This is a genomic window from uncultured Oscillibacter sp. (genome assembly GCF_900546705.1).
Classification (GTDB): Bacteria; Bacillota; Clostridia; order Oscillospirales; family Oscillospiraceae; genus Oscillibacter.
Map to the genome: position 1 here is coordinate 25545 of NZ_URDP01000005.1, position 15600 is coordinate 41144.

At 67.2% G+C, this 15600-nt stretch carries 16 protein-coding genes; 13 read left to right on the forward strand and 3 right to left on the reverse strand.

The annotated features are described in order from the left end of the window. The first annotated feature begins 24 nt into the window (after positions 1-24). The 5 genes from QZS13_RS02160 (at position 25) to QZS13_RS02180 (ending at position 6798) form a co-directional block, all read left to right on the forward strand. Positions 25-855, forward strand: coding sequence for an AP2 domain-containing protein (locus QZS13_RS02160; RefSeq protein WP_295584952.1), 831 nt, complete (start codon positions 25-27; stop codon positions 853-855). A 61-nt stretch (positions 856-916) separates the two neighbouring features. Then, positions 917-4444, forward strand: coding sequence for a VWA domain-containing protein (locus QZS13_RS02165; protein ID WP_295584954.1), 3528 nt, complete (start codon positions 917-919; stop codon positions 4442-4444). Positions 4445-4450: 6 nt separating this feature from the next. Continuing rightward, the gene (locus QZS13_RS02170; RefSeq protein WP_295584956.1) at positions 4451-4717 is read left to right on the forward strand and encodes a hypothetical protein; all 267 of its coding nucleotides are present in this window, start codon (positions 4451-4453) and stop codon (positions 4715-4717) included. Positions 4718-4798: 81 nt separating this feature from the next. Continuing rightward, complete coding sequence (locus QZS13_RS02175) at positions 4799-5677, forward strand: hypothetical protein (protein ID WP_295584958.1); 879 nt, start codon at positions 4799-4801, stop codon at positions 5675-5677. Further along, complete coding sequence (locus tag QZS13_RS02180; RefSeq protein ID WP_295584960.1) at positions 5671-6798, forward strand: radical SAM protein; 1128 nt, start codon at positions 5671-5673, stop codon at positions 6796-6798. The genes QZS13_RS02175 and QZS13_RS02180 overlap by 7 nt, the downstream gene beginning before the upstream one ends. Positions 6799-6832: 34 nt before the next feature. Here QZS13_RS02180 and QZS13_RS02185 read toward each other — a convergent pair whose 3' ends face one another. After that, the gene (locus QZS13_RS02185) at positions 6833-7687 is read right to left on the reverse strand and encodes an AraC family transcriptional regulator (RefSeq protein WP_295584963.1); all 855 of its coding nucleotides are present in this window, start codon (positions 7685-7687) and stop codon (positions 6833-6835) included. 123 nt (positions 7688-7810) lie between these two features. Here QZS13_RS02185 and QZS13_RS02190 point away from each other — a divergent pair, with 123 nt between their 5' ends. The 5 genes from QZS13_RS02190 to QZS13_RS02210 all read left to right on the forward strand — a co-directional run bounded on the left by QZS13_RS02190 (position 7811) and on the right by QZS13_RS02210 (position 10762). Further along, positions 7811-9178 (forward strand): MATE family efflux transporter, encoded by a 1368-nt coding sequence (locus QZS13_RS02190; protein WP_295584965.1) that lies wholly within the window; start codon positions 7811-7813, stop codon positions 9176-9178. A gap of 148 nt (positions 9179-9326) precedes the next feature. After that, a complete protein-coding gene (locus QZS13_RS02195; RefSeq protein ID WP_295584967.1) occupies positions 9327-9548 on the forward strand; it encodes a hypothetical protein in 222 nt (73 codons plus the stop codon). A 36-nt stretch (positions 9549-9584) separates the two neighbouring features. Next, on the forward strand, positions 9585-9800 hold the full coding sequence (locus tag QZS13_RS02200; RefSeq protein WP_295584970.1) for a hypothetical protein: 216 nt from the start codon (positions 9585-9587) through the stop codon (positions 9798-9800). Position 9801: 1 nt separating this feature from the next. Continuing rightward, complete coding sequence (locus tag QZS13_RS02205; RefSeq protein WP_295584972.1) at positions 9802-9999, forward strand: hypothetical protein; 198 nt, start codon at positions 9802-9804, stop codon at positions 9997-9999. Between the two features lie 25 nt (positions 10000-10024). Next, positions 10025-10762: an N-acetylmuramoyl-L-alanine amidase gene (locus QZS13_RS02210; RefSeq protein WP_295584974.1), complete on the forward strand. Its 738-nt coding sequence runs from the start codon at positions 10025-10027 to the stop codon at positions 10760-10762. Between the two features lie 69 nt (positions 10763-10831). On the opposite strand, the gene QZS13_RS02215 is transcribed toward QZS13_RS02210, so the two are convergent. Next, positions 10832-11284 carry a helix-turn-helix domain-containing protein gene (locus tag QZS13_RS02215; protein WP_295584976.1) on the reverse strand — a complete coding sequence of 151 codons (453 nt, stop codon included), beginning with the start codon at positions 11282-11284 and terminating at the stop codon, positions 10832-10834. Between the two features lie 142 nt (positions 11285-11426). Between QZS13_RS02215 and QZS13_RS02220 the strand changes: the two genes are divergently transcribed. The 3 genes from QZS13_RS02220 to galE are packed head-to-tail and all read left to right on the forward strand — an operon-like array spanning position 11427 to position 14563. Further along, complete coding sequence (locus QZS13_RS02220) at positions 11427-12311, forward strand: metallophosphoesterase (protein ID WP_295584978.1); 885 nt, start codon at positions 11427-11429, stop codon at positions 12309-12311. A 23-nt stretch (positions 12312-12334) separates the two neighbouring features. Further along, positions 12335-13534 (forward strand): nucleotidyltransferase family protein, encoded by a 1200-nt coding sequence (locus QZS13_RS02225; RefSeq protein ID WP_295584980.1) that lies wholly within the window; start codon positions 12335-12337, stop codon positions 13532-13534. A gap of 12 nt (positions 13535-13546) precedes the next feature. Continuing rightward, on the forward strand, positions 13547-14563 hold the full coding sequence (galE, locus tag QZS13_RS02230; protein ID WP_295584982.1) for a UDP-glucose 4-epimerase GalE: 1017 nt from the start codon (positions 13547-13549) through the stop codon (positions 14561-14563). Between the two features lie 42 nt (positions 14564-14605). Here galE and QZS13_RS02235 read toward each other — a convergent pair whose 3' ends face one another. Further along, positions 14606-15535, reverse strand: coding sequence for an AEC family transporter (locus tag QZS13_RS02235; RefSeq protein WP_295584985.1), 930 nt, complete (start codon positions 15533-15535; stop codon positions 14606-14608). Positions 15536-15600 lie beyond the last annotated feature (65 nt).

Here is a 15600-nt window from a genome sequence, read left to right on the forward strand (position 1 = left end):
ACAGGCCGGAAGGTGAGGCGCGGCATGAAAAACGATTTGCGGGGTCAGCGGTTCGGCCATCTGACGGCCCTGGAGCCCACTGCCCGGCGCAGCCGGGGGTGCGTGGTCTGGCGCTGCCGGTGCGACTGCGGCGCAGAGGTGGAGGTGGACAGCCGCCGCCTCAAGCCCGGGGCCCAGCTCAGCTGCGGCTGTGCCGCCCCGGTTCCCGGGGACCTGACCGGCCGTCGGTTCGGCCGCCTGACGGTCCTGAACAAGACCGGGCAGCGGGCGGCCAACCGCTCCGTGATCTGGCACTGCAAATGCGACTGCGGCGCGGAGGTGGACGTCCCCCGGGACAAGCTGCTCTCCGGCCAGAAGACCAGCTGCGGCTGCGGCAGGACCCCGCCCCGGAAGGACTGGGTGGGCCGCCGGTTCGGCAGTCTCACCGTCACGGCCTACGCCGGGAAGGAGGCGGGCAGCCACCTGTGGCGCTGCAAATGCGACTGCGGCGCGGAGGTGACCGTCCGGCAGTCCAATCTGCAAAGCGGCCAGACCACCAGCTGCGGCTGTGCCCGGTCCCGGCGCCGGGGCCTCCACTTTGTGGACGGCACGCTGCTGGAGCGGCTGCGGCCCGGCCCGCTGTCCCGGGCCAACACCAGCGGCTACCGGGGCGTGTACTTCAGCCGGGCCAAGGGCCGGTGGACGGCCCAGATCATGCTCCGGGGCAGGGACTACTACCTGGGCAGCTACGCCACGGCGGTGGAGGCGGCCCGGGCCCGGGCGGACGGCGAGGCGCTGTTCCGGGCGGTGCTGGAGCAATATGAATATGACGCCGCCGCACCGCCGGACGAGGCGGGACGGCGGCAGGACGGATAAAAAAGACGGGCGGCGCCGGGGCTCCGGCGGCCGCAGACATCAAAGCAGGGAGGAAACACATATGGTACATGCAAGGAAAACAGCAAGAAAAGCCGCGGCGGCGCTGCTTTCTCTGGTGCTGGTGCTGTCGCTGCTTCCGGCGACGGCCCTGGCCGCCGGGGGAGACGAGGACGGCCTGGTCCTGGACAAGACTGCCGAGCTCCAGCCAGACGGCACCTACACGCTGACGCTGGAGGCCTACGCCACCGGCAAGGTCACCAACGTGACAAAGCAGGTGCCCACGGACGTGGTGCTGGTGCTGGACGTGTCCGGCTCCATGGATGAGGCAGTGGATATCCGCGAGGAAACAGGGTACTTTGAGGTATCCCCCGGAACGTACGGTGAGATCTACAATGATAGTGATCAGTATTACGTGAAAGATGAAACCAGCGTGATGCGCGAGGTCATCGTCTACCGGCAGTGGATTTTTGACTGGTTCGATTCGTACTATGTCTATACTCTGAGATACCGGGACGATGATTATAATCTGCATACCATCGGCCAGGAGAGCCAGGAGGCAGGCGCGTCCCTGCCGGAGGATGTGCAGTTCTACAAGGCAACCTATAAGACGTCGCGCATTGACAAGATCGATGCGCTGAAGGCGTCGGCCAAGGCATTTGTGGATGCTACCGTTTTGAAAAACAGCCAGATTGATGATCCGGCGGATCGCCACAAGATTGCCATCGTGAAGTTCGCCAGTGACGAGAATGAGAAAACTGGAAACGATTACATGGCAAGCGGTTACAACTATACCCAGATCGTACAGGATCTGACTACTGTAAGCGCGGACAATGCTCAGAGCATGAAGGATGAAATCGATTTGTTCCGGGCCAGCGGCGCTACCTCTGCGGACCGTGCCATGAACCGGGCCAAGGCGGCGCTGGGGTACGATGCGTCAACTGGGTCGGTTCTGAATGACGGCCGCAACAAGGTGGTGGTGTTCTTCACCGACGGTGAGCCGACGCATAGCTCTAATTATGATGGAGATGTTGCCCATAGTGCGGTGAATGGTGCTAGGGACTTGAAGGCTGCCGGAGTCACCATCTATACCATTGGCCTCTTCGACGGGGCAGATGAAGAAGATACGGGCGGTCTTCTCCAAGATCATACCAATCAATTTTTAAATGCTGTGTCCAGCAACTACCCGGATGCGACGTGCCAGGATTTTTTGGGCATCCATAACATCACTTTGAACTCCGGAGATAACCGGGGTTATTACAAGGCAGCCAAGGACGGCAGCGATCTGGCCAGCATCTTCGAGGAGATCTCCGAGAGCGTGGGTACCACCGGCGTGGAACTGACGGCAGAGGCTGAGCTGAAGGACATCATCAACAGCGACAAGTTTACTCTGCCGGAGGGTTATTCCAAGGATGACGTCACGGTGAAGACCGCCAAGTATACCGGAACGGCAAACAACGAGCGGCAGTGGGCAGTGCCTGAGGCGTTTGCCGGCAATGTGACTGTCAGCGACGGCACCGTCTCTGTCTCCGGCTTCTCCTACGAGGATAACTACGTGGTGGACGTGGGCGGCACGCACCAGGGCGAGAAGCTGATCGTCACCATCCCCGGCGTGGAGGCCAAGCCGGCTGCGGTCACCGGCATGAAGGTCTACACCAACGCCGCCGCTTCCGGTGTGTATGACGGGGAGACGCCGGTGGGACAATTCCCCCGCCCTGCGGTGACCATTTCCCAGAAGAGCTACGCCCTGGACTACGCTGCCCCCGTGACGGTGGACTCCGGGGATTGGGGCTTTGACCAGATCCTCCATGTGGCCACGGACATGAGCGCCATTACGGCCGGTGCGGATGGCAAGCCGGCCTACACGACTTCACTCAATGGTGATCTGCACTACGGCTCCGTGAACGTAACCGAGGGCGGCGACAGAGTCACCTACACGCCCACTGCCGACACCTGGGACGGCGTGGACTCCATCTATGTGTTCGGCAAGGACAAGGACGATCCCGACGACTACAAGTGGCTGCGGGTGAACTTCGTCCCCGCCAACAACGTCTATTACGAGAATAACTTCGAAAGCTACACTACGTCCCAGGCTCCCGGCGGCGGCCCCTACGGCTACGATCAGAGCTATGCCGGCTATACCGGGGACAGCGGCAACCCGGCGCAGAAACTGATCCCGGGCAATGAGGTGGAGTTCACCTTCACCGGCACCGGCGTGGATGTGTACACCCGCACCACCAGTAGGACCGGCACTGTGTACGCCGCACTGGAAAAGAACGGAACGACCATCAAGCGGGTGATCGTGGATAACCTGGCGGTCTCCGACAACTACTACCAGATCCCCTCCGTGACCTTCACCGGCCTGACCTACGGTACCTATACCGTCACCCTCAAGGCCACCGCTGCCGTGGGCGACCGCACGGAGTATTACTTCGACGGCTACCGGGTCTACCAGCCCGCGGATGAGGATGACAACATCGTGGCGGAGATCTACGGCGCCGACAGTGAGCTGAACTCCCAGTTCATCTCCGTGCGGAATATCCTGCTCAACAACGACCAGGCGCTGGATATGACCAGCACGTTCGGCGACCAGGGAGAATCCGCCGTGTTCATCGATCAGATGCCGGACGGCAGCAATGAAACTACCGAAATCGAGTCCTACGAGGACTACGGCCCCAAGAACGAGGTCTACCTGGCCAAAGGTCAGTTCGTGGTCATCGACGTCAGTAAGTACGCCGACTACGGAAAAGACGACATCCATTTCTACCTGGGACTGAAGTCGCCCACCGGCAAGGCTACCACCGTGACCGTGTACGGAACGGGCGATAGCGGAGCCATGGTGGGCGCCAACGGCACCATTGCCCATACCTCCGATATGTACTATGAGGTGACGCCTGCCGACGGCAAGATCACCGTGACCAACACCGGTAATGCGATCCTCTCCATCACCAAGCTGCGGGTGGCGTTCAGCGCAGATTCTCCCTACTACAACGAGGGCGAGGGGTACAAACCCATGCTCTTTGCAATGAACATGCGGGATGTGGTGGACTTCCTGTCCTATCTGGAGGAATATGTGGAGGTCACCGAGACCATCGTGCCCGTCCAGGACGGCAACGTGGTGGAGCTGGAGCCTGTGACGCCCGAGGAGCCTGTGATTCCCGAGGAGCCTGTGGAGCAGCCTGAGGTTCCCGAACAGCCTGCGGAGCCTGTGGATCCCGGCTTCACCGTGGATCCTGAGCAGCAGCCCACGGAGCAGCCCGAGCAGCAGCCCGGCGAGACCCAGGAGCCCACGGAACAGCCCGAGGAGCAGCCCGGCGAGACCCAGGAGCCCGAGGAACAGCCCGAGCAGCAGCCCGGCGAGACCCAGGAGCCCACCGAGCAGCCCGAGCAGCAGCCCGGCGAGACCGAGCAGCAGCCCGAGACCGGCGTGGTAGCCACCAAGCCCGGCAACGTGGTGGAGCTTCCGCCCCAGACCGTGGAGGAAGCGCCCGAGCAGGAGAGTGAGCAGACCCCGGCCCAGCCCCAGAAGACCTACGGCGAGATCTGGGCCGAGCAGAAAAAGCAGATGGAACTGCAGGAAAAGGAGGGGTGAGCGCGTATGAAAGCCAAATATGTCAAACCGGATCTGTTGGTGGAGTCCTTCACCCTGATGCAGAACATCGCCAATACCTGCGCAGGCGCTGCCGGCAGCACCCTGGGACATCCCACGTTTGGGGATGGGGACAACTGCGGCTGGAGCCTGGGCGGTGCGGCCATACTGTGGGTGAATGCCGGAGCCTGCGATGACCTGGTTGACCCGAATACCGAGGTCAACGGCATCTGCTACAACAATCCCAATGGCGGACTGAGCATCTTCGGATCCTGACAACCAAAAACCTGCCGCCTGTGCGGCAGCCGGAACGGGCAGCCGTGGCGACATGGCTGCCCGTTTCATGCAAGGAGGACTATGCGTTATTGGATGACCCTGGCGGGCAGGACCGCCCTGGTGGAGACCTTCGCGCCCCTGCGGCCCACGGCGGAGTCGGTTCCCTTCCTGCGCCTTCTGCCGGAGGGGGAGGCCCCGGCGGCGGACCTGACGGTGCGCCTGCGGCCGGTACGGACGCTGGAACCCCTGCCCCCCGGCGGGCACTGGGAGGCGGATCAATACTTTCTCTCCGGTCCGGCGGGCATGCGCATCTACACCTGCGCCCTGCGGGGCCGTCCGCCCTACGCGGTGACCGAGTGGCACCGGGGGGAGCGGACGGTGGAGTGCCGGTGCCTGGAGGACCGGGCGGGGGAGTACGGCTTCATGCGCAGCGTGTGGACCCTGACCGGCGTGGAGACGCTGCTGCTCACCGGCGGGGGACTGCTGCTCCACGCGGCCCTGATCCGCACGGCGGCGGGGGCCGTGGCCTTCACCGCCCCGCCGGGGACGGGCAAGTCCACCCAGGCAGAGCTGTGGCGCCGCCACCGGGGGGCGGACATTCTCAACGGGGACCGGGCGGGGCTGATGCCCCGGGAGGACAGCTGGGCGGCCTGGGGACTGCCCTGCGCCGGCAGCAGCGGCATCTACCGCAACGAGGGGGCGCCCCTGGCCGCCGTGGCGGTGGTGCGCCGCTCGCCGGACAACCGGGTGACCCCCCTGGGCCCGGCCCGGGCCTTCGCCGCGCTGCTGCCGGAGATCTGCGTCCACCGCTGGGACCGGGACTTTACGGAGGAGGCGGTCACGGCCCTGGAGGCCCTGGTGACCCGGGTGCCCGTGTACACGCTGGAATGCCGGCCCGACCGGGGCGCCGTGGAGGCGCTGGCGGCGGCGCTGGAGAAAGGGAGGAAGCAACCATGGTAAAACGACTGCCGGCGGAGGGACCCCTGACGGAGTACCTCCACCGCAAGGCCGCCCGGCTGGGCGTGCCCATCTCCGGCACCTTCGAGCTCACGCCGGTGTGCAACCTGCACTGCCGGATGTGCTACGTGCGGATGACCAAGGCCCAGCAGGAGGCGGTCCGCCCCCTGCGGACGGCGGAGGAGTGGCTGGAGCTGGGCCGGCAGGCCCGGGACGCGGGGCTATTGTACCTGCTGCTCACCGGCGGCGAGCCCTTCTCCCGGCCGGACTTCCGCCGCATCCTGGCGGGACTCCACGCCATGGGGCTGCTGATTTCCATCAACTCCAACGGCACCCTCATCGACGAGGAGACGGTGGCATGGCTGAAGGAGACGCCGCCGGTGCGGGTGAATCTGACCCTCTACGGCGCCTCCAACGAGACGTACGGCCGCCTGTGCGGCGACACCGCCGGCTTCGACCGGGCGGTACGGGCGGTGCATCTGCTGCGGCAGGCGGACATCCCCGTCAAGCTCAACTGCTCCGTGACTCCCCACAACAGCGGCGATCTGGAGGCCGTGTTTGACTTTGCCCGGCGGGAGGGGCTGGTGGTCCAGGCCAGCAGCTACATGTTCCCGCCGGTGCGCCGGGACCCCAGTCAGGTGGGCCGCAACGACCGCTTTGACCCCGAGGAGGCGGCCTACCAGGCCGCCCGCATCGAGGCTTTTGGGGACCGGGAGGGCTTCTTGCGGCGGACGGAGTCCGCCCCGACCCTGCCGCCCATGGACGCATGCCCCGTGCCGGACGGGCCCGGGGAGGGCATCCGGTGCCGGGCGGGCAAGTGCAGCTTCTGGGTCACCTGGGAGGGCCGGATGCTCCCCTGCGGCATGCTCCCCGGCGGGACGGACGTGTTTGCAAGCGGCTTTGGCTCCGCCTGGGAGGAGGTGCGGCGCTCCGCCGCCGCCATCCGCCTGAGCGCCGCCTGCGGCGCCTGTGCCCTGCGGGACCAGTGCCGGGCCTGCGCGGCCATGGCCCTGACGGAGACCGGCGCCTACGATCGGGTGCCGGAGTACCGCTGCCGCATGACCAGGGCGTACCCCGATGCCGCCCGGCGGCTGTGCCGGGAGCTGAGAGAAGAACAGGAATAACCGGGAAAGCGGCCGCTTATGCGGCCGCTTTTTTTCAGCTTCCCCGGCGGAAGGCGGTGGGGCTCAGGCCCGTCTTTTCCGTAAAGGAGACGATGAAGTTCACCTCGCTATGGTAGCCGGTGCGGGCGGCGATGTCCCGCAGGGGCAATTCGGTGGACAAGAGCAGCTGCTTGGCCGCGTCGATGCGCCGCAGCACCAGGTACTCGTGGGGGCTCAGACCCGTGGCCGCCCGGAAGCGCCGGGAGAAGTGGGAGGCGCTCAGCCCCACCGCTGCGGCCAGCTCCGGTACCGACACCGGCTGGGCCAGGTGGGCCTGCACGTAGGCCATGGCGGCGGTTACCGGGTCGTCCCGGCAGGCGGGGGACGGGAACAGCAGGGCGCACAAGATCCGGTAGAGCCGCTCCGAGCGGTCCGCTTCGGACCCGTTCCCGGCGGCCACGGAGTCCACCACCGCCTCCAGCTCCCGCACCACCGGGCTCTGGGGCGGCAGGTCCAGGGCCTGGCGGCCGTCCCGGAGGGAGAGAATCTCCTGGTAGAAGGGCCGGGCCAGGGGGCCGTCGAAGTGGAGCCACACGGAGGCGGCGCTCCCCTCGGCGTCGAAGGCGTGGGGGGCCCGGCAGTCCACCAGGGCCAGCTGCCCGGCCCGGAGGGTGAAGGGGCCGCCGGGCACGGAAAAGCGCATGCGGCCCTGGGTCAGATAGAGCATAAAGAAGTTCCGGTGGCTCTCCAGCCGGGCCACGGAGCAGTCGTCCCGGAAGGAAAAGCGGCCGTCGTATTGGTACCGGCCGCATCGGGTCACGTAGAAGAACAGCCGCCGGGCCAGGGCGGAGGGGGTGGCGAAGTAGCGCTGGGACCCGGGCAGCACCCCGGGCTCGTGGTGTACGTCCATAAAAAACGCCTCCTTTGCCTCCATGATAGCACAAAATATAAACGGTGTGCACGGTTTTTGTATTGCCCCGCCGCCGGAGGGGGTCTATCATGGAGGAAGCAAACAAAAATCGGAGGAATCTTCATGATCCGGGACAAACACTTTTACCGCGTCTTCTTCGCCCTGACGCTGTCCCTGGCGCTGCAGAACCTGCTGACCTTCGGCGTCAATTTGCTGGACACGGTCATGCTGGGGCGGTACAGCCAGGCGGCCATGGGCGGCGTGAGCCTTTGCAACCAGTTCCAGTACCTTTTGCAGATGCTGGTCTCCGGCGCCGGGGAGGGGGCCGTGGTGCTGGGGGCCCAGTACTGGGGCCGGGGGGACCTGAGACCCATCCCCCACATCATCGGCGCGGCGCTGCGGTTCGGCGGGGCCATGGCGGCGGTGCTGTTCGTGCTGGCGCTGGCCATGCCCCGCACGCTGCTGGGGCTTCTCTCCACCGACGAGGCGGTGGTGGACCAGGGGGTGGCGTACATGCAGATCATCTGCTTTACCTACCTGATCTTCACCCTGACCAACATCCTGGTGGCGTCGTTGCGGTCCGTGGGCATCGTGAAGATCGGCTATGTGATCTCCGCCTCCACATTGTGCATCAACTTCGTGCTCAACTACTGCCTCATCTACGGCCGCTTCGGCTTTCCGGAGCTGGGGGTGCGGGGGGCGGCCATCGCCACGCTGGTGTCCCGGTGCGTGGAGCTTTTGATCGTGGCGCTGTATCTGCGCTTCGGGGAGCGGCGGCTGCACCTGCGCCTGGGGCAGCTCCTCCACATGGACAAGAGCTACCTGCGTGACTATGGCCGCGTGTCGCTGCCGGTGCTGGTGAACCAGGCCCTCTGGGGCGTTGCCCAGATGGTGCAGACGGGCATCCTGGGCCACCTGGGCGGCGACGTCACCGCCGCCAACGCCATCGCCGTGCAGGTCTACCAGGTGCTCTCCGTGGTGTGCTACGGCGCCGCCTCCGCCTCTGCCATATTGGTGGGCAAGACCATCGGCGGCGGGGACCGGGGGCGCCTTAAAAGCCTGGTGACCACCCTGGAGCGGGTGTTCGTGGGCCTGGGAATCCTGGCCGGGGCGGCCATCTGGGCGGCGCGGGGGCCGGTGCTGGCCCTGTTCGGCACGTCGCTGACCCCGGCGGCGCGGTCCCTGGCCCGGTCTTTTATGGCGGTGCTGGCCGTGACCACCGTGGGCACCGCCTACCAGATGGCCTGCGACAACGGCATCATCCGGGGCGGCGGCGACACCACCTTCAGCGCCAGGATGAACCTGGTGAGCATGTGGCTCATTCTGGTGCCCCTGGCCGCCGCGGCCGCCTTCTGGTGGGGGGCGCCGCCCACGGCGGTGTTCTTCCTGCTCAAGTGGGACCAGCTCTACAAGATCGTTCCCGTCTCCCTCCGGCTCCACAGCTGGAAGTGGGTGCGCACTGTCACCCGCCCCGCCGGGAAACCCTCGTAACCGCGCCAGAAGCGCCGGCCATTGGCCGGCGCTTTTTTTTGCCCCGGCGTGCACGGTCCCATGCACGTTGGCCCCGCCGGGGCGCGGGGGACGGAGGCGCCGGCGGCTTCCGCCACGTCCTGCACGCCGGAGAGGGGAGGCGCATAGTATGACGGAGAGCATCCTGGTGGCGCTGGTCTCCGGCGGACTGACGCTGCTGGGGGTGATCGTCTCCAACAACCGCCGCCAGGCGGTGTCGGACGCCAAGCTGACGGAGCTGACCCGGGAGGTCCGGGAGCACAACCACTTTGCCCGGCGGGTGCCCGTGGTGGAAGAGCAGATCAAGGTCATCAACCACCGCCTGGCAGACCTGGAGGAGTACCACAAATGAGGATTCGGGCCCCGGGCCCGGAGAAAGGAGCATGGCATGGAAGAGAAGAAAAAGGAAGGACGTACCGGCTGGACCGAGGCGGAGATGGCGGAGGGGTTCATCGAGCAGCCCCAGCCCGCAGCGGGCCGCAGCGTGCCCGACCTGAGCCACCGGGAGGACCTGGCGGGCAGGACCGTCCGCCGCTGCGGCTACGACTTCACCTACGACGCTTTGGGCTACTGCGTCAGCGCCGTGAAGGTGCAGGTGGGCTGAGATGGAGCTGGTACAGCGGCGGCTTGCCAATCTGCTGGCGGTCAAGTCCATTGTGACGGTGATTTTGACGGCGGTGTTCGCGGCGCTGTCCTGGGCGGGCCGCATCAGCGCCGAGCAGTTCATGACGGTGTTCACCGTGGTGGTGGCCTTCTACTTCGGCACCCAGGCGGAAAAGCGGCAGGCCGCCGCCGATATCTGAGCACGTCCATGAAGGAGGGAGATCTGTGAGCGAAACGAAAACCGTGGTGCTGGACGCGGGCCACGACGCGGGGAACCTTGCCAACCGCAGCCCCGACGGCACCTACTATGAACACGAGTTCTGCCTGGACATGGCAAAGCGCATGGCCGTCCACCTGCGCCGGTGCGGCGCTGCGGTGACCGAGACCCGGCCCGACGGCGGGGCCGTGTCCCTGGCGGCACGGTGCGCCGCGGCCAACGCCATCGCGGGCCTCGATTTGTTCGTGTCCCTCCACTCCAACGCGGCGGGGTCGGCAGGCTGGTCCGACGCCCGGGGGTGGAGCGCCTACCTCTACGGCGAGGGCGGCGCGCGGGAGCAGGCGGCAAAGGCCATCCTGACCCGGGTGCGGGAGACGGGGACGGCGGTGCGCTCGAGCCCCATCGTCTACGACCCGGCGCTGTACGTCTTGAAGCACACGGCGGCCCCGGCGGTGCTCATCGAGCACGCCTTCCACACCAACCGCAATGATGTGGAAAACCTCAAGTCCCAGGACTGGCGGGCCGCCCTGGCCCGGGCCCAGGCCAGGGGCATCGCGGAGTTCCTGGGCCTTGCCTGGGTGGACGAAGCTGCCCCGGCGCCCCCGGAGGACCGGGAGCTGACGGCGGCGGTGGACGCCCTGGCCGCCGCCGGGGTCATCGACAGCCCCGACCGCTGGAAGGCGTTGGAGTACACGGACAAAAGCGTCCGGGCGCTGCTCATCAAAATGGCGGCGAAGCTGGGATAAAAAAAGAAGCGGACACCGTTTGGTGTCCGCTTTTTTGCGATGGTTTTCCACAGTCTCCTGTGGAAAATCTCACCGGCCCCGGGCGGCCTTGGCCAGCAGGGCCCGGCCCTCGTCGGAGCGTAGGTAGTCCGCCACGGCATCCCGCACCAGGGCCTGGAAGGACTCGCTCTTTAAGAGGGCGCTGAACATGGCCCCCTCGGCCTTGCCGCCGGAGGACTGGACCACCGCCGGGCCCTTGGGGGCGGCGGGACGGGGCGCGGGGACGGGCTCTTCCTCGGCGTAGGCCCGCTCCAGCCAGGTGCCCGCGCCCTCGGCCCGCTCGTCGGTCTCGCCCCGCAGGTAGCCGGTAGTCACGCCGAAGTAGGCGGCCAGCTGGATCTGCTGGGACTGGGTGGGCGTCTGGCGGCCCGTCTCAAACTTTTCCACCGCGGTCCGGGGAAAGCCCAGGGCGGCGGACAGGGCGGGGCGGGAGAGGCCCCGCTCCGTGCGAAGGGATTCGATGCGTTGTGCCATGGTGACCATATGGGATTGCCTCCTGTTGATGCAGATGCATGATGGTTCCAGTATACCGCCATCGGCCCCGCCGCGCAAGAGGCGGAGGGGATGGACTTTGGCGGCGGGCCGTGGTACAATGGACCGGAAAAAACAGGAAGCGGGGGAAGCCATGAGGGGACGGAGGAGACGGTGGACACTGCCGGTACTGGCGGCGCTGGCCCTGGCCCTGGCGGGCTGGACGGCGTGGGGATTGTGGCGCTCGGCCCATGACCCGGTGGCGCGGACGTGGCAGATCGCGCTCCCGGGGCTGACGGAGCCGGTGCGGGCGGCGGTGCTCTCCGACCTCCACGAGAGCCTGTCGGCATCGGACCGCCGGGCCCTGGCGGAGCTGACGGCCCGGGCGGACCCGGACGTCATCTTGCTGGCGGGGGACATGCTCAACGCCGACAGCCCCGACGCCTCCGGCGCCGTGTCCGCGGTGGCGTCCCTGAGGCCCATCGCCCCGGTGTACTACGCCCCCGGCAACCAGGAGCTGGACTACGCGGCGGCGGGCACCTCGCCCCTCTGGGACGAGCTGACGGCGGCGGGGGCCGTGGTGCTGGAGCAAAGCTATGTGGACCTGGACCTGGGGGGCGGGCTCCGGCTGGGCGGGCTCTATGACTACGCCTTCGCCTCCGACGATTTCAACACCTGCGACCCCGACCATATGGACCCGGCGGTCTATGGCTTTCTGGAGGACTTTCAGGCAACGGAGCGGTGCAAGGTGCTCCTCTGCCACCGGCCGGACAGCTTCGTCTTCGGCGATGCCGCCGACACCTGGGACGTGGATCTGGTGGTCAGCGGCCACCTCCACGGGGGCCAGGTGGTGCTGCCGGTGCTGGGCGGGGTCTACGGCGGGGACCAGGGGTGGTTCCCCGCCTACGTCCACGGGGTGTACGAAAAGGGGAAGATCCATCTGGCGATCACGGCGGGCCTGGGGACCCAGGGCGGCCGGGTGCCCCGGTTCCGGAATCCCCCGGAGCTGATGGTGCTGGACCTGGTGCCCGAAACCTAACGAGCAGGAGAGGAGGGAACGGCGTGGAGCGATACGAACAGCAGCTGCTGGAGGGCCTGGGGGCCTTCTTGCGCCGGGAGCCGGCCCGGCCGCTCCTGAAGGACACGGCGGACTGGGAGAAGCTGTGGCGTCTTGCGGACCAGCAGAAGGTGCTGGCCATGGCGGCGGACGCCCTGGTGCCGGTGCTTGGCCGGGGAGACATGGCGTCGGCGGTGCTGCGCCGGGCGGCGGAGGACATGGCCGGTCAGATCCGCCGGGACGGGGCCTTTGCCGCCGCCTGGAAGACCCTGGAGGGGGCCGGGTGCCGTCCTCTGGTGGTCAAGGGGGCCGTGTGCCGGGAACTGTACCCCAAGCCGGATTTGCGTATCTCCGCCGACGAGGACCTGCTGCTGCCTCCGCCGGAGCTGCCCGCCGCGGCGGATGCCCTGGCCCGGGCGGGCTGGGCCGTCTCCGGCGGCGGGCAGGTGACCTCCTGCCGGGACGGGCGCACGGGGGCGTATCTGGAGCTCCACAGCGCCCTCTTTCCCCCTGACTCGGAGGCCTACGGGTGGATGAACGGCCTTTTCGACGGGGCCTTTGACCGGGCGGTGGAGACAATGGCGGCGGGGGTGGAGTGCCGGACGCTGTGCCCGGCGGACCACCTGCGCTATCTCATCCTCCACGCCTGCAAGCACTTCCTCCACTCCGGCGTGGGCATCCGCCAGGCCTGCGACGTGTCCCTTGCGGCCCGGGCCTGGGGCGGCGGTCTGGACTGGGGGGCGCTGACGGCGTCTTTGGCGGCGGCCCGGGCGGAGCGGTTCGCCGCGGGACTGATGGAAGTGGGGCGGCGGCACCTGGGGGTGGACTACCCGGCCCCGGTGACGGCGTGGCTGGAGGAGCTGAGGGTGGACTGCGGACCGCTGCTGGAGGACCTGCTGGCGGCGGGGATCTACGGCAGCAGCTCCGCCCAGCGGCTCCACAGCAGCCGCATCACCCTTGCCGCCGTCTCCGACGGCAGCGGCGCCCACACCGCCCGGCAGGTGCTGCGGACGGTGTTCCCGCCGCCCGATGCCCTGGCGGGGCGCTACCCCTACCTTGCCCGGCGGCCCTGGCTGGTGCCGGTGGCCTGGGCCCAGCGTCTTGCGTCCTACCGGGATCGCAGCGGCCCCGCCGACGCCCGGGAGAGCCTGGCCATCGGCCGGGAGCGGGTGGGGCTTTTGCGCCGGTACGGCATCATTGACTAGGAGGGAAGAACCATGCGGATTTTGGTATGCGGCGGCGCGGGCTACATCGGCAGCCACACCTGCGTGACGCTGTTGGAGCAGGGCTACGACATCGCCGTGGTGGACGACCTGTCCAACTCCAGCGCCGAGGCGCTGGTGCGGGTGGCGCGCCTGACGGGGCGGGAGGTGCCCTTTCTCCGGGCGGACCTTTGCCAAAGGGAGACGGCGGAGGAGGCCTTCCGCCGCTGGCCGGACATCGGCGCGGTCATCCACTTCGCCGGGTTCAAGGCGGTGGGGGAGAGCGTGCAAAAGCCCCTGAAGTACTATGAGAACAACCTGGTGAGCACGCTGAACCTGCTGGACGCCATGGCGGCGGCGGGGGTAAGGAACCTGGTGTTCTCCTCGTCGGCCACCGTGTACGGCGCCCCGGCCACGGTGCCCGTGGCGGAGGAGGCGCCGCTCTCTGCCACCAACCCCTACGGGGCCACCAAGCTCATGATCGAGCGGATCTTGACGGACCTTTGCCGGGCGGAGCCGGAGTGGAACGTGGCGCTTTTACGGTACTTCAACCCCATCGGCGCCCACCCCTCGGGCCTTCTGGGGGAGGACCCCCGGGGGATTCCCAATAACCTCGTGCCCTACATCGCCAAGGTGGCCCTGGGGGAGCTGCCGGTGCTCCACGTGTTCGGCGGGGACTATCCCACCCCCGACGGCACCGGCGTGCGGGACTACATCCACGTCATGGACCTGGCGGAGGGCCACGCGGCGGCGCTCAGGCGGCTGGAGAACGGCTGCGGGCTGCTGGTGTGCAACCTGGGCACCGGCCGGGGCTACAGCGTGCTGGAGGTAGTCCGGGCCTACGAGAAGGCCAGCGGCCGCCCCATCCCCTACGTGGTGGAGGACCGCCGCCCCGGGGACGCGGCCGCCTGCTGGGCAGACCCCACCCGGGCCCGGCAGGAGCTGGGCTGGAGCGCCCGCCGGGGCCTGGACGAGATGTGCGCATCCTCGTGGAACTGGCAGCGGAAAAACCCCGACGGCTACCGGACATAAAAAAGCGGAGCGGAAATTTTCCGCTCCGCTTTTTTTGCTGTTTCAAAGGGGCAGCGCCGTCACCGCCAGGGTGATGAAGAGGGGAATGGTCACGATCATGAGCACCATGCCCTGGACCACCGCCCGGGAGGCGAAGGCCGGGGCGCAGTCGTACTGCTGGGCGAACACCACGCTTAAAGACGCGCTGGGCAGGCAGCACATGACGGCGCACACCAGGGCCACCAGATGGGGCACGCCGGGGATCAGGCACAAAATGCCCAGCACCGCCAGGGGAAAGACCGCCAGCCGCAGCACGTTGACGGCGTAGGACCAGGGGTCCTTCAAAATCTCCACCGGCCGGATGGGCACCAGGGAGCAGCCGATGAGCAGCATGGAGATGGGCACCACCATGGACCCCAGGGTGGAGAGGGTGTCCTGGATAAAGACCGGGAAGCGGAAGGGGGACACGTAGAGCACCACCGCCGCCAATGAGGCGATGGTCACCGGCATGGACAAAATGGACTTGATGCGGATCTGGCGCTGCATGGACACCATGGAGATGCCGATGGTGAAGAAGAACACCAGCCAGACCATGTTGAACACCACCGCGTACAAAAGCCCCTCCTGGCCCAGCAGCTCCGAGATGAGGGGGAAGCCCAAAAAGGCGGTGTTGGCGAAGACGGCCATGAGGGTGAACATGGCCCGCTCCCTGCGCTCCAGGGGCAGCGCCCGCCCCACGAGGGCCGTCAGCGCCAGGGCGGCAATGTAGTACACCAGCGCCACGGCCACGGTGATGAGAAGATTTTTGGACAGGGCGGCGGAAAAGGGGTTGGAGGCGGTGGTCAGCACGTTGGCCGGCAGGGCCACCTGCATCATGAAGGCGGTCAGATCCTTCTGGAACCGTTCCGTCAGAAGGCCCCGGCGGGTGAGCACGTATCCCAGCGCCACCAGCAGCGCCACTTTTCCCATGAGGTTGAGCAAGATTTCCAGCATAGACAAAACTCCCGCGTTTGATTTCCGCCCCACAGAGGCGGCTTTTTTCCAGTTTAACGGGTTTG